The 12,884-nt window shown below is 63.8% G+C and carries 14 protein-coding genes; 5 read left to right on the top strand and 9 right to left on the bottom strand.

Going from position 1 to position 12,884, the window contains the following annotated elements; genetic code table 11:
- Nucleotides 1–20: 20 nt before the first annotated feature.
- The 6 genes from G6P99_RS43835 to G6P99_RS43810 form a co-directional block, all read right to left on the bottom strand.
- Nucleotides 21–1,289, bottom strand: coding sequence for an AAA family ATPase (locus G6P99_RS43835; RefSeq protein ID WP_029077759.1), 1,269 nt, complete (start codon nucleotides 1,287–1,289; stop codon nucleotides 21–23).
- The gene (locus tag G6P99_RS43830; protein ID WP_029077758.1) at nucleotides 1,286–2,035 is read right to left on the bottom strand and encodes a CpaD family pilus assembly protein; all 750 of its coding nucleotides are present in this window, start codon (nucleotides 2,033–2,035) and stop codon (nucleotides 1,286–1,288) included. The genes G6P99_RS43835 and G6P99_RS43830 overlap by 4 nt, the downstream gene beginning before the upstream one ends.
- An 8-nt stretch (nucleotides 2,036–2,043) precedes the next feature.
- Nucleotides 2,044–3,528, bottom strand: coding sequence for a type II and III secretion system protein family protein (locus G6P99_RS43825; protein WP_156928305.1), 1,485 nt, complete (start codon nucleotides 3,526–3,528; stop codon nucleotides 2,044–2,046).
- A gap of 2 nt (nucleotides 3,529–3,530) precedes the next feature.
- On the bottom strand, nucleotides 3,531–4,325 hold the full coding sequence (gene cpaB / locus G6P99_RS43820) for a Flp pilus assembly protein CpaB (RefSeq protein WP_029077756.1): 795 nt from the start codon (nucleotides 4,323–4,325) through the stop codon (nucleotides 3,531–3,533).
- 127 nt (nucleotides 4,326–4,452) lie between these two features.
- Nucleotides 4,453–4,977: an A24 family peptidase gene (locus G6P99_RS43815; protein WP_029077755.1), complete on the bottom strand. Its 525-nt coding sequence runs from the start codon at nucleotides 4,975–4,977 to the stop codon at nucleotides 4,453–4,455.
- A gap of 172 nt (nucleotides 4,978–5,149) precedes the next feature.
- Complete coding sequence (locus G6P99_RS43810) at nucleotides 5,150–5,314, bottom strand: Flp family type IVb pilin (protein WP_016842642.1); 165 nt, start codon at nucleotides 5,312–5,314, stop codon at nucleotides 5,150–5,152.
- A 283-nt stretch (nucleotides 5,315–5,597) separates the two neighbouring features.
- On the opposite strand from G6P99_RS43810, the gene G6P99_RS43805 reads away from it, so the two are divergent.
- From G6P99_RS43805 to G6P99_RS43785, 5 genes are all read left to right on the top strand, one after another.
- Nucleotides 5,598–6,428 (top strand): sterol desaturase family protein, encoded by an 831-nt coding sequence (locus G6P99_RS43805; RefSeq protein ID WP_029077754.1) that lies wholly within the window; start codon nucleotides 5,598–5,600, stop codon nucleotides 6,426–6,428.
- A gap of 24 nt (nucleotides 6,429–6,452) precedes the next feature.
- Nucleotides 6,453–7,925 (top strand): hypothetical protein, encoded by a 1,473-nt coding sequence (locus G6P99_RS43800; RefSeq protein ID WP_035975819.1) that lies wholly within the window; start codon nucleotides 6,453–6,455, stop codon nucleotides 7,923–7,925.
- A gap of 176 nt (nucleotides 7,926–8,101) precedes the next feature.
- Complete coding sequence (locus tag G6P99_RS43795; protein ID WP_029077752.1) at nucleotides 8,102–8,608, top strand: pilus assembly protein N-terminal domain-containing protein; 507 nt, start codon at nucleotides 8,102–8,104, stop codon at nucleotides 8,606–8,608.
- A gap of 172 nt (nucleotides 8,609–8,780) precedes the next feature.
- Nucleotides 8,781–9,341 (top strand): TadE/TadG family type IV pilus assembly protein, encoded by a 561-nt coding sequence (locus tag G6P99_RS43790; protein ID WP_029077751.1) that lies wholly within the window; start codon nucleotides 8,781–8,783, stop codon nucleotides 9,339–9,341.
- Nucleotides 9,332–9,979, top strand: a complete 648-nt coding sequence (locus tag G6P99_RS43785) for a TadE/TadG family type IV pilus assembly protein (protein WP_051345938.1) — start codon at nucleotides 9,332–9,334, stop codon at nucleotides 9,977–9,979. Before G6P99_RS43790 ends, G6P99_RS43785 begins: the two co-directional genes overlap by 10 nt.
- A 187-nt stretch (nucleotides 9,980–10,166) precedes the next feature.
- On the opposite strand, the gene G6P99_RS43780 is transcribed toward G6P99_RS43785, so the two are convergent.
- The 3 genes from G6P99_RS43780 to G6P99_RS43770 form a co-directional block, all read right to left on the bottom strand.
- A complete protein-coding gene (locus G6P99_RS43780) occupies nucleotides 10,167–10,379 on the bottom strand; it encodes a cold-shock protein (protein WP_016842648.1) in 213 nt (70 codons plus the stop codon).
- Between the two features lie 266 nt (nucleotides 10,380–10,645).
- Entirely contained in the window at nucleotides 10,646–10,939 is a 294-nt protein-coding gene (gene infA, locus G6P99_RS43775; protein WP_016842649.1) for a translation initiation factor IF-1, read from the bottom strand.
- 24 nt (nucleotides 10,940–10,963) lie between these two features.
- Complete coding sequence (locus tag G6P99_RS43770) at nucleotides 10,964–12,385, bottom strand: DEAD/DEAH box helicase (protein WP_029077749.1); 1,422 nt, start codon at nucleotides 12,383–12,385, stop codon at nucleotides 10,964–10,966.
- Nucleotides 12,386–12,884 lie beyond the last annotated feature (499 nt).

The following is a 12,884-nucleotide window of genomic DNA, read 5'->3' as shown; positions in this document are numbered from 1 at the left end:
TCTTGACTCCACGCGGGCCACTATTTGGACCGCAGCTTTTCGAGCAGGGGCGACAGGAAGGACCCCCGCGGCTTCTTGGTCTCGCCGCGGCCTGTCAGCCGCTGCGCCATCTGCAGGAACATCTCGACCGCGCGGTGATTGGCGGAGATTTCCGCGATCATCTGGCCGTTGTTGGCAGCCGAACCGAAGATCTGCGGATCGAACGGGATTGCGGCGATCGGCTGGCTTTCGATCGCCTTGGCGAACTCGCCCGCAGCGATCTCCGGCCGTTTCGGCACGCCGACCTGGTTGAGGCAGTACAGCGGCGCGCGGTCGTTGGGCCGGGACGCCTTCAGGAGGTCGAACATGTTCTTGGCGTTACGCAGATTGGCGAGATCGGGCGCCGCCACGATCAGGATGTCGTCGGCCGCGATCAATGCGCGCTTGGTCCAGCCAGACCATTGGTGCGGTACGTCGAGCACGATGCAGGGCATCGTGGTGCGCAGCGTATCGAAGATCGCATCGAACGCTTCGGCGCCGAAATCGTAGACCTTGTCGAGCGTGGCCGGCGCCGCCAGCAGGCTCAGATGGTCGGTGCATTTCGACAGCAGGCGGTCGACGAAGGCGGTATCGACGCGGTCCGGCGAGAACACGGCGTCCGCGATGCCTTGCGCCGGATCCTGGTTGTAGTTGAGGCCGGCGGTGCCGAACGCGAGGTCGAGGTCGGCGACAACGGAATCCAGCGCCAGATCGCGGGCGATCGCCCAGGCGACATTGTGGGCAATCGTCGAGGCGCCGACGCCGCCCTTGGCGCCGACGACGGCGACGATGCGGCCGACCGCCTTGGCTTCCGGCGCCGAGAACAGGTTGCAGACCGCGCGCACCACGTCGATTGCATGGGCCGGCGCGATCACATAGTCGCTGACGCCGCGGCGCACCAGCTCGCGATACAGCGTGACGTCGTTGACGCGGCCGATCACGACCACGCGGGTGCCGGCATCGCAGACCGTGGCGAGCTGATCGAGGCCGGTCAGGATGTCGCCGCGGCCCTCGGTCTCGAGGATGATGACGTTGGGCGTTGGCGCCGAGCGATAGGCCTCGACGGCGGCGGCCATGCCGCCCATCTGGATCTTGAGGTGAGCCTTGGCCAGCCGGCGATCCTCGCCGGCCGACTGCACGGCGGCGGCGGTCTCGACCGTTTCGCAGAACGCCTGAACCGAAACCCGTGGCGCCGGAGCAATATGGTCGTCCACGGCTTGCGACGTGGCGTCCGGCTGCTCTTCGGAGTTTTGCTGCGCGTAGGTGATCATTTTCCTGTATCGCTTAGCTTGGCCCTGTCGGACTCGGGATACGTCGTGGCGGTGGTGGTGCCCTTGCGATACTTGTCAAAGGCGATATTGCGACGCGACGTGTAGGCAGGGGTCTCCGCGCGCGGCTGCACGAGGTCAGACGGGTTTTCGACCATGGCGGCGAGGTTGCGCTGATTGGCGCAGCCGAAATTGTAGTACTGCTGGTTCTCGATGTAGGCCCTGTTGTGGATCGACGGGCCGAGGTCGTCCGGCCAGAGGCCGCACGGCCCCGCGGTGGCCTTCATCTTTGGATAGTTCACCCGGATCGCCGGCATCATCCGCGGATCGTCGGGGTGATATTTGCGAACGAGCATCCCGCGCGGCGGCACGCCGGCGGCGGCGAAGGTGGCCTGGATCTCGCGCAGGGATTCCTGGGCGGGCCGGGCGTTCGGCGTGTCGACCGGAACGTCGATCGTCACGGCGCCGGTTCCCTCGCGCATCCAGTCCCCTGCCATCTCCATCACCGAGGCGCGCTGATCCGCGGTCAGGCCGCCGCGGCTGCGGCCGACGAACACCACGATCGAGCGATCAGCCTCGGTCACCGAGATCGGATGACGCTGGCGATAGTCGGCGGGGGCGTCCATCGCGAAACTGTTGTCGGCGGCGTGCTGGCAGGCGCCGAGCGTCACGGCAACGCCGACGAGCGCCGCTGCGATAGCGATCGGGCGCTTGGTACCGGCGGGTGTCCTGGATGTGGTCTGTGTCATCGTCCGCCTCAGTCCGTGATAAAGCCGTAGGTGCCGCGGTAATTCCGCGCCGGCTCGGTCCGGCCCGGCACGCCGTAGACGCGATTAATGCTGCCCAGCAGGTCGGCCTGCGGATCCGACGCATTGGCGAAACCGTCATCCGGACGCGACAGGTCCTTCTGCGCCACCGCGCGAACGATATAGGGCGTCACCAGCACCATCATTTCGGTCTGGTTGTTGACGAAGTCGCGGCTGCGGAACAGCGTGCCGAGCACCGGCAGCGTCGACAGCCCGGGAAGGCCGTTGATCGCCTGCTTGGTCTGGTCCTGGATCAGGCCGGCCATCGCCATCGAGCCGCCCGATGGAATTTCCAGCGTGGTCTCTGCGCGGCGGGTCTTGATCGAAGGGATCGTCGTTCCGTTCGCGCCGCCGGTGAGCGAGTTCTCGGTCGAGACTTCCGACACTTCCGTCATCACGCGCAGGCTGATCCGGCCCTCGGTCAGCACCACCGGCGTGAAGTTGAGCGAAATGCCGAATTTCTTGAAGCTGACGGTCTGAACGCACTGTCCGATCGCGCCGCTCGTCGTGGTCTGACAGGTCACGCCGGTTGGAATTGGAAATTCGCCGCCGGAGATGAAGGTGGCTGATTCGCCTGAGATCGCGGTCAGGTTCGGCTCGGCGAGCGTGCGGACGACGCCGGCGCTTTCCATGGCGCGGATCGTTGCGGAGACCGAGGGCGCCGACCCGAACGCGGTGGTGATGGCGTTGTTGGGCACCAGCGCTGCGTTGTTCGCCGTAAACGGGTTGGCGTTGGCGAATTTCACCACCGCTGTGCCGTAATTGAGATTTGCGGTGAGGTCGATGCCGAGCTGCTTGATCAGGCTGCGCGAGACTTCGGCAACTGTGACTTTCAACATCACCTGGTCACGGCCGCGAACCGTGATGGAATTCACGACCTTGTCGGTGCTGCCGACCAGCCGGGCGGCCATCTCGCCGGCCTGCTGCGCCTCGACCGGGCTCGCCGCACTGCCGCTCAGCACGACGCCCTCTCCGACGCCCTCGATCTGGATGTCGGAATTCGGCATTGCCTGACGCAGCGCCGCACGGACCCCGTTGAGGTCGCGTTTGACCGCGATGTCATAGGCCGCGATCTGCTGGCCGGCGGCATCGAAGAACACGATGTTGGTCTGGCCGACCGTCGCGCCGATGATGTAGGCGCGTTGCGCCGAGCGGACCACGGCGTTGGCGATCTTCGGATCGGCGACCAGGACGTCCTTGATGTCCCTGGGTAGATCGATCACCACTGATTTGCCGACGCCGAGCGCAAGGAAACGGGCGTTCATCTGACCATCGGCCGCGGCAGGGGCGGCGGCGGCGCGGTAGTCGCTCGCTACCACCGGCGTCAGCGCCGGGTTGAGCGTGAGCGCTGCGACCGCCGAGAACGACAATGCGCGGACCATGTAGGCCCGCATCGTCCGTTGAGTTGCCCCGCCCTTCATCACGTCTGTCCTCATGATCACTTCTGCATCGTTGCCTGGTTGGCAACGCCAAAGCGGATGACGTTGATCGTCTCACCGCGCTTTTGGGGGTTGTCGTCGGTCCTGACGTCGGTCGCGTTGACGTCGACGATGCTGCGCAGCGCCAGCGACAGGATGCCGCTCTGGCGCGCGCGCGCCAGCGTCTCGGTCTGCTCGGGCTTCAGCTCCAGCGTCACCGTTTTGCCGATCAGTGCGTTGGTGCCGTCCTTCTCCTTAGGAGCCTGATCGATCGCGAGCACCCGGATATTGGTCAGGATGACCTCGGAATTGACGATGTCGGCGCCATTGCGGTCAGGATTCTTGTCCCGCTTCGACAGCAGGACGTCGACCCGGTCATTCGGCAGGATGAAGCCGCCGGCGCCCGTCTCCGGTGAGATCTCGGTCGATACCGCCCGCATGCCGGTCGGCAGGATCGCAGCCATGAAACCGCTTCCGTCCGCCTTGACGAGCTTCTGCTCGCGAATCGGCTCGCCCTGGATGAAGGGGGCACGGGCGATCGAGCCGGTGACGTCCTTGATGGCTTCGGCGTTGCTGTCCCTGCGCATGAAGCTGGCGCTGGCGGTCGCCGCCGGCCAGGTCTGCCACTGCAGATCCTCGGGCTTCACCGCCTGGCCGAGGCCGATGTCGGCTTTCGCGACCAGGATGTCGACGGTAGGCAGCTGCGCGACCGGGGGAGGCGCCGCCGGCTTGTCGTCGCCTCCGCTTGCCAAATAGAGCGCCGCAAGGCCGGCGCAGCCTGCAATTGCCAGGACCAGAATGCGGGCCTTATCCATTACGCTTCACTTTCCACATGACGCCGCGACGCTGCCGCCGCCGTGATGGGAGTTGACCAGCTATTCGTCAAAGCATGGTTAATGAGGCGTATCTAAATCGCCTTAACGAGCGGTTACCGCTGCTTTCTCAGCGCATCGCGAAGTGCGCGAGATCGATCGTCTTGATCCAGTCCGTCTCGGGATAGATCAGCAGGGCGCCGAGGGCGAGTGCGATGCCGTAGGGAATTCCGGTCTGCTTGTCGTGCAGCCGGCTGAGCCAGGCCTGGGACGCGAGCGGGTAGGGCAGGGGCCATTGCCGGAGCTGCAACAGCAGCACGGTCAACGCACCGCCGAACAGCGACGCAAACACCAGATAAGGCAGCAGATGCTCGAACCCGAACCACAGGCTGGCTGCGGCCGCGACCTTGGCGTCGCCGCCGCCGACCCAGCCCATCGCGAACATGCCGAACGCCACCACCAGCACCAGCGCGCCTGCGCCGGCATGGGTAAGAATGTCGTGGACGCCCATCCCGGTCAGCGGCGCCAGCACGAAGAAGCCGGCCGCCAGTGCCAGCGAGATCCGGTTCGGGATCGTCATGGTCAGGAGATCGCTCGCCGCCGCGAAGGCCATCAGGGCCGGAAACAGCATCAAGCGTGCGATGTCGAGGATCATGGATTCATGCCGTCAAGCTGGAGCTGCGGTCGAGACCCGACGCTAGCGGCCATTGGTGAACAATCGGGAAAGGACTGCCGGCCGCTTCGAAGGCGGCCGGCAATTGGAGCCCGACAAATAGCAAAGGTCCCGGGGTTGCCGGGACCTTTGATGCGAACTCGTCGGAACCGGCTTACTTCAGCGAGCCCGAGATCGAGTTGAAGGTACCCGAGAGTTTCGTGCCGACGCCGTTGACCGCAGCGATGATCGCGATGGCGATGCCGGTCGCAATCAGGCCGTATTCGATGGCGGTCGCGCCCGACTCATCCTTCACGAAGCGCGAAACGAGGTTCTTCATAAAATTCACTCCTGTGTACACGTGGCTGGTCGAACTAGGTTTGGTCTGGCCGGCGTTCTCAGCACCGTGACCATGGCGGCACCCTACGGTTCGACGATTTCGGTGCAGTTAATTTGATCGCATAAACTCTGGGGGAACCCGCTGTTGTTGCGCAAAGTAAATTTGGCATTAAGCGGCTCGCCAAAATTGCAGATTGTTACCGAGGCCGGCCGCGGCCTGGGTCTATTCACGGCTCCTTAAGCGCACATCTATACCCATGAGGCTTCCGTAGAATGAGGCTGTCATGTCCACCCTTCCGCTTGAAGTCATCGAGATGCTCGGCCAGACGATGATGAGGGTGGTGCCGATCACGATCGGCCTCGCATTGTTCTTCAGCGTGCTGACCCACTTCTGGGCCTGCAATCCCGGCAAGCCGTGGTGGCAGAAGCGTGAGCTGGTCACTGACATCTGCTACTGGTTCTTCGTGCCGGTGTTCGCCCGCGTGCTGCGCATCGGACTCCTGGTGGTCGGCGCGGCCGCGGTCTTCAACGTGCACGGCGCCGACGATCTCATCGCGTTCTACGAGAACGGGCACGGTCCGCTGTCGCAGCTTCCGCTCTGGCTGCAGTCGATCGTCTTCCTGGTCGCCTCGGACTTCATGCTGTATTGGCTGCACCGGATGTTTCACGGCGGCGGCTTCTGGAAGTACCACGCCATTCATCACTCCTCCGAAGACCTCGAATGGATTTCGGCGGCGCGCTTCCATCCCGTCAATCTCCTGATCGGCACGATCACGGTCGACGTGATTCTGCTGATGGCCGGCATCTCGCCGAACATCATGCTGTGGGTCGGCCCGTTCACCACATTCCATTCGGCCTTCGTCCACGCCAACTTGAACTGGACACTCGGCCCGTTCAAATATGTGATCGCGACGCCGGTGTTTCATCGCTGGCATCACACCGCGCTCGAGGAAGGCGGCGACACCAATTTCGCGGGCACGTTTCCGCTCTGGGACATCCTGTTCGGGACGTTCCGCATGCCCGAAGGCAAGCTTCCGGAGGATTACGGCGTCGACGCCGAGCAGGGCGTCCCGGCCGAGATCGGCGGACAGCTGGCCTATCCGTTCCGGCATTGACGTCGTTGTCCGGCCCGTGCCCGCATGAGTGCTGAGACCGCAACCATCCCGCAGGCAAGGGCCTCCGTGTTCGCCGAGGTCCCGGCCTGGTTCTGGATGGCGTGCGGCGTCTACGCGCTGCTGCTGATCGTCGGCGACAGGCTGCTCGCCGATTCCGACACCTACTGGCAAATCGCGGTCGGCCGCTGGATCCTCGACCATCGCGCGCTGCCGTCAGTCGATATCTATTCGTTCACCAAGGCGGGTCAGCCATGGATGTCGTCGTCCTGGCTGGCGCAGGTCCTGTTCGCGAAGGCCTATGATCTTGCCGGGTGGACCGGGCCCGCGGCGCTGGCCGCGGCCTGTGGTGCCGCCACCTTCGCGCTGCTTACGGCCATTCTCAGCCGCGCGCTGCCGGCGATCTATGCGAGCCTGGTCGCGTTGGCGGCGCTGGTGCTGACATGCGGGCATCTGCTGGCCCGTCCGCATGTGCTGGTGCTGCCGATCATGATGCTCTGGGCGAACGGCCTGATGGTCGCCAGTGAACGCCGCGAGGCCCCCTCGTTCTGGCTGCTGCCGCTGATCGCGCTCTGGGCCAATTTGCATGGTGGCTTTCTGTTCGGCCTCGTGCTTCTCGGCGCCTTTGCGCTCGATGCGATGTGGAATGCCGCGCCCGCGCAAAGATTGCCGCTCGCGCTGCGCTGGACGGCATTCGGTATCGGCGCGCTGGCCGCGTGCTGCGCGACCCCCTACGGATGGGGTTCGCTCCTTGCCTCCTTGAAGATTCTCAGCCTCGGCGAACTGCTGCATCTGATTGCGGAGTGGATGCCGGCGAACTTCAGCCACATCGATGCGTTCGAGCTATCCATTCTCGGCCTGATCGGCGGGGCGCTCTATTGCGGAGTGAGGCTGCCGCTGCCGCGGATCGCCCTGGTGCTGGGCCTGCTGCACATGGCGCTGTCCCATGTCAGGAATCTCGAGCTGTTCGCCCTGCTGCTGCCGCTGGCTGCGTTGACGCCGGTGGCGACCCAGTTCGGTCTGCGTGCCGCGAGCATTGTCCGGCTGAAGGCTGCGCCGACTGCGATATTCATCGTCGCGCTGTGCGCCTCGACCTGGTTCGTTGCGGCACGGGGCAACATCGCGCCGCCGCCGATCCATTCACCCGTTGCTGCCGTTGACGCGCTGAAGGCGTACAATGCCCGGCGCGTGCTCAACGATCTGCAGTTCGGCGGATATCTGATCTGGCGTCAGGTGCCGGTGTTCGTCGACGGGCGTGCCGAGCTTTACGGCGAGACGTTCGAGATGGCCTATTACCGCGCGCTCCAGCTCAAGGACGTCGACGGCTTCTTCGATCTGCTCAAGACCTACAACATCGATGCGGTGATGCTCGACCCGGCGACGCCTGCCTCCAGATTTCTCGATCATATCGATGGATGGCAGCGCCTCTACGCCGACGATCGCGTGGTGATCCATGTGCGTGCGGGCGGTGAGGCGGCGGCTGCGCGCCCCGCGGGATAGGTTTTCGCGCGAGATTCCGAGGCCGCTGGCCGATCCGCTCCGGAAGTCGTGACATCCGCGCAATTCGGCGCTCGATTTTTCCTCTTCTTAAATGAATTACCGTCAGATTCGCCTGCGTCGGGCGCCGGTCCGCTGCGTATCGCTTTTGCCGGCCTGTTAACGTCCCGGGGTACAATATGTCGTTTCAGTCCCATCGTATTCGCGCCGTCACGCGCATTGGATTCATCTCGCTGGCCGCAGCCGTGCTGCTGTCGCCCGCGTTCGCAACGGCAGCGCCCGATCCCGACCGGATCGCGGTCAATGTCGATCAGGCCAAGCTCGTCAAGCTGCCCGGAGGCATTGCCACGATCGTGGTCGGCAATCCCCTGATTGCCGATGTCACCCTGCAGAATGGCGGGGTTGTCGTCGTAACCGGCAAGGGCTACGGCGCGACCAATTTCATCGCGCTCGACCGCACCGGTCAGGTGCTGGTGGACCGCCAGATTCAGGTCGAAGGCCCGACCGACCAGCTCGTCACCGTCTATCGCGGCGTCGATCGCGAGACCTACAGCTGCATGCCGGTCTGTCAGCGCCGCATCACGCTCGGCGACGGCGACGTCTATTTCAAGGCGACCATGGACCAGGCCGGTACGCTCAACACCCAGGCCTCCGGTTCGGGCGCGGCAGGAAAGCCGCAGAACTAGCACGTGTCCGCTCCGGCGCCACTCACGCCGGGGCCGCGGCCGATCGGATACCGTTCGTTCGACATGGTTAAGAAAGACCTAACGGATAGGGGCACTCTGTCTCGATCCGGCGAAACACTTCAACAATGAGTCTTGGGGTAGTTGTTGCCGCCATGTTGATCCGGGGTCGTTGATGCCGCTGCCCGCTCGTTCCTTCGCAGACCTGCTCCGCCGCTTTCGCCGAAATCGCCGTGGCGTGACCGCGGTCGAATTCGCGATGGTCGCACCGCTGTTTTTCGGACTGCTGTTCGCGATCATCGAAGTGGCAATGATCTTCCTTGCCAGCCAGGTGCTCGAGACCGTGACGCAGGATTCGGCCCGCTTCGTCATGACCGGCCAGGCCCAGGGCCTGAGCTACACCCAGGCGCAGTTCAAGAACTACGTCTGCAGCCGGGTCAGCGCGCTGTTCGATTGCACCAACGGCATCTTTGTCGACGTGCGCAGCTATTCCTCGTTCAGCAGCGTCAACATCACGCCGCCGATCGACTCCAGCAACGCGTTCATTCCGGCCACGAAATGGTGTCCCGGCAAGGACGGCGACGTCGTGGTTGTCCGGCTGTACTATCAGTGGCCGCTGTTCGTCACCAAGCTCGGCTTCCACGTCGCCAACCTCTCCAATGGCACGCGGCTGTTGACCGCGACCGCGACGTTCAAGAACGAGCCCTCCGGAACCTCCGGAGCCACATGCTCATGAGCAAAGTCGTGAAAACCCTAACCGCGGCCTTGCTGCGCTCCGTCGGCGCCCTCTGCCATGACCGCCGTGGCCTCGCCGCCGTCGAGTTCGCCTTCATCGTGCCGCTGATGCTGGTGATGTTCTTCGGCACCGTCGAGTTCTCATCCGGCGTCGCGGTCGACCGCAAGGTCACGCTGATGGCGCGCGCCGCGTCGGATCTGACCTCGCAGGCAACGGCGGTGGTCGACACCGACCTGCAGAACTTCTTCAGCGCCGCCGTCGGCATCATGACGCCGTACGATCCGTCACCGACCAAAATCACATTGTCGGAAATCTATATCGACAACTCCAATATCGCGCGGATCCAGTGGAGCAAGGCGGGAACGATCGCCACCGGCGCCACGCAAGCCACGGTGACGACCTCCACGCGCAGTCAGGGTGATGTGGTGACGAGCCTGGTCCCGGCGTCGCTGCTGATTGCGGGCACCTATCTGATCTTCAGTGAAGTCAGCTACAAATACATGCCGACGATCGGCTATGTGATGGCCAAGAGCGGCATCAATCTCAGCGACGTCGCCTATACCAGGCCGCGGCAGTCGCTGTGCGTGAATTATTCCTCGACGTCCGCCACCGCGTCGAACGCCTGCACGACTTACTAGAGCGTTTTCGAGCGAAGTGGGCATCGGTTCGCGTCAAGAAAACCCGTTAAAACAGGAAACTCTAGAGCGCTTTCGAGCGACGTGGGCTGCGGGCCCGCGATCCATACAAAAAGGGCCGTACCCGGAGGTGCGGCCCTTGATGCTTTGACGACAATTTCCTGGAGCTTCGCGCTTCCGGGAAATCGGCTTATCCGGCGGCGCGCAGATTGTCGGCCGAGGATTTGCCGGAACGGCGGTCAGCCACGATCTCGTAGGAGATCTTCTGGCCTTCACGCAGAGTGCCAAGGCCGGCGCGCTCGACTGCACTGATGTGCACGAACACGTCGTTCCCGCCTTCATCCGGCTGGATGAAGCCGTAGCCCTTGGTCGCGTTAAACCACTTCACGGTTCCCATGCTCACGTGGGTAGTCCCTTCTCAGATATACAAGTTCAAGACCCGCTGATCGGCGGGGTGGTGAGATCGAATTTTTGGAAGGGTCGTCAGCGTCTGAACCGGCTGTACCGGTATTGGCTAATGTCGTCCGGCCGAAAATCGATGGTTAGGATATTATTCGATAGAAGGCTTCAAAACAATCCTGACGTGCGCGATTTTTTGGCCGGCGCAGGCGCCGGCCATTGCTGCGCAGGACATCAGGATGTCATGCGCGCAGCAGTTGCAAACCTTGTTTATCGGCGGCGGAACTGGCCGCCGCGCTGCGCTCCGCCCCGCGGCGGGCCGCCGGGCGCGCCGCTCGGACGCTCGTCCTTGTGGCGGAAAATCAGGCGGCCCTTTTCGAGATCGTAGGGCGACATTTCGATCGTAACGCGGTCGCCGGCCAGCGTCTTGATGCGGTTTTTCTTCATCTTGCCGGCGGTGTAGGCGACGATCTCGTGTCCGGCATCGAGTTGTACCCGGTAACGAGCGTCGGGGAGGATTTCGGTCACCAGTCCTTCGAACTGGATCAGCTCTTCCTTAGCCATATGGTTCTCCAGATCGAGCGACGGCTAGTGCTTCGGTCGGTTGTTGCGGTTGGGTTGCGGATTCGGCCGGCTCTCGCGATGCAAGAAGGCGACGCCCTGGATGCCTTCGCTGTTGCCGGCCTGCGACGGACGCGGCGACTCGCCCCGGCTCGTCTGCGGCGCGCCATTATTACCACCTGGACGACGGCGGCGGCGAGGCCCTTTTCCACTCGGAGCCGCCTCATTCTTCCCACGGACATTATGCGCGCGCGGCGCAGAACGGCCACCCCGGTGCGGGTGGGGTGCCTGAGCCGGTGCGGGTTCGCGGTTGCTGCCCGGCGTGCGACGGTCTTCCCGCGGCAGCGTGACGCGGATCAGCCGTTCGATGTCACGCAAATAGCCCATCTCTTCGGCACCCGCGATCAGCGAGATCGCGACCCCGTCGGCGCCGGCGCGCGCGGTGCGGCCGATGCGGTGGACGTAGGTCTCCGGAATGTTGGGCAGGTCGAAATTCACGACATGGCTGATGCCGTCGACGTCGATGCCGCGGGCGGCGATATCGGTCGCCACCAGCGTCCGGATTTCGCCGGTGCGGAACGCCGCCAGCGTACGCTCGCGGTGGTTCTGCGACTTGTTACCGTGGATGGCATTGGCGCTGATGCCGGCTCGCTCCAGGCCTTTCACCACCTTGTCCGCGCCATGCTTGGTGCGGGTGAAGATCAGGGCGCGATTGACCGGTTCCTGCTTCAGCAACTGGGCGAGAATCGCCGGCTTGGCCGCAAAATCGACCTGGATCACGCGCTGCGCGATGCGGTCGACCGTCGAGGCCACCGGCGTCACCGCCACGCGGGCGGGGTCGCGCAGCATCGCTTCGGCGAGCTCGGCAATGTCCTTGGGCATGGTGGCCGAGAAGAACAGCGTCTGCCGCCGGATCGGCAGCTTGGCGACGATCTTCCGGATGTCGTTGATGAAGCCCATGTCGAGCATGCGGTCGGCTTCATCGAGCACCAGGAACTCGACCTGGTTGAGCTTCAGGCCGTTGCTCTGCACGAGATCGAGCAGGCGACCGGGGGTGGCGACCATCACCTCGACGCCCTGCATCACGCTGCGGACCTGGCGGCCCATCGGGACGCCGCCGATGGCGAGCGCCGAGGACAGCCGGAGGTGGCGGCCATAGGCATTGAAGCTGTCGAGGATCTGCCCGGACAGTTCGCGGGTGGGCGAGAGCACCAGCACGCGGCAGCTCTTGGGCTGCGGGCGGACACGGTTCTCAAGCAGCCGGTGCAGGATCGGCAGCGCGAAGGATGCGGTCTTGCCGGTTCCGGTCTGGGCGATGCCGACGACGTCGCGGCCGGCAAGTGCGAGCGGGATGGTCTGGGCCTGGATGGGGGTCGGTGTGAGATAGTTCTCTTCACGAAGCGCGCGGGCGATGGGTTCGGCGAGGCCGAAATCCTGAAAGGAGGTCAAAAGTGGTTCTTTCCATAAAAGCCGTCTTCGTCCCGGTCCAATATCGGCCGGAATCGCTTGAAGGCGTTCGGGACACCCGCGTGTCTGGGGCGTCAAGCTGGGTTAGCTGAAAGGCGAGCCAGAAGCCGCTTGGGGCGGCTTGTACACGCAGCTCGCGAAGGCACCGCGATTTCGCGGGCATGGCGAGGATATGGACCAGGAACAGGGCGGTTTCAAGGTGAGATTGCCGGATCGGTGCTCGAAGTTCGCCGATCGCTCGCGCAAACTGTCACAAATCGGTGCCGGAATTTTAGCCAAAATGGCAAATTTGCCTACAAAATAATCTGATTGCACTTTCAGCAGTCAAGATGACGGCCCAATGATTGAGCAATCGATTTCCGTATTTGCCCGGAACTCGCAAAATTATCCAGCCGGTTCATTGGCTTAAGGTGCTCGCGCACCGTGGCACAGTTCTTGCGATTCCCTTAACCGCAGGCGGCCAAGCGGCCGTTTCGCAAGC

The sequence above is a fragment of the Bradyrhizobium sp. 6(2017) genome, from assembly GCF_011058295.2.
GTDB lineage: Bacteria > Pseudomonadota > Alphaproteobacteria > Rhizobiales > Xanthobacteraceae > Bradyrhizobium > Bradyrhizobium septentrionale.
This window is presented reverse-complemented; position numbering and strand designations above follow the sequence as displayed.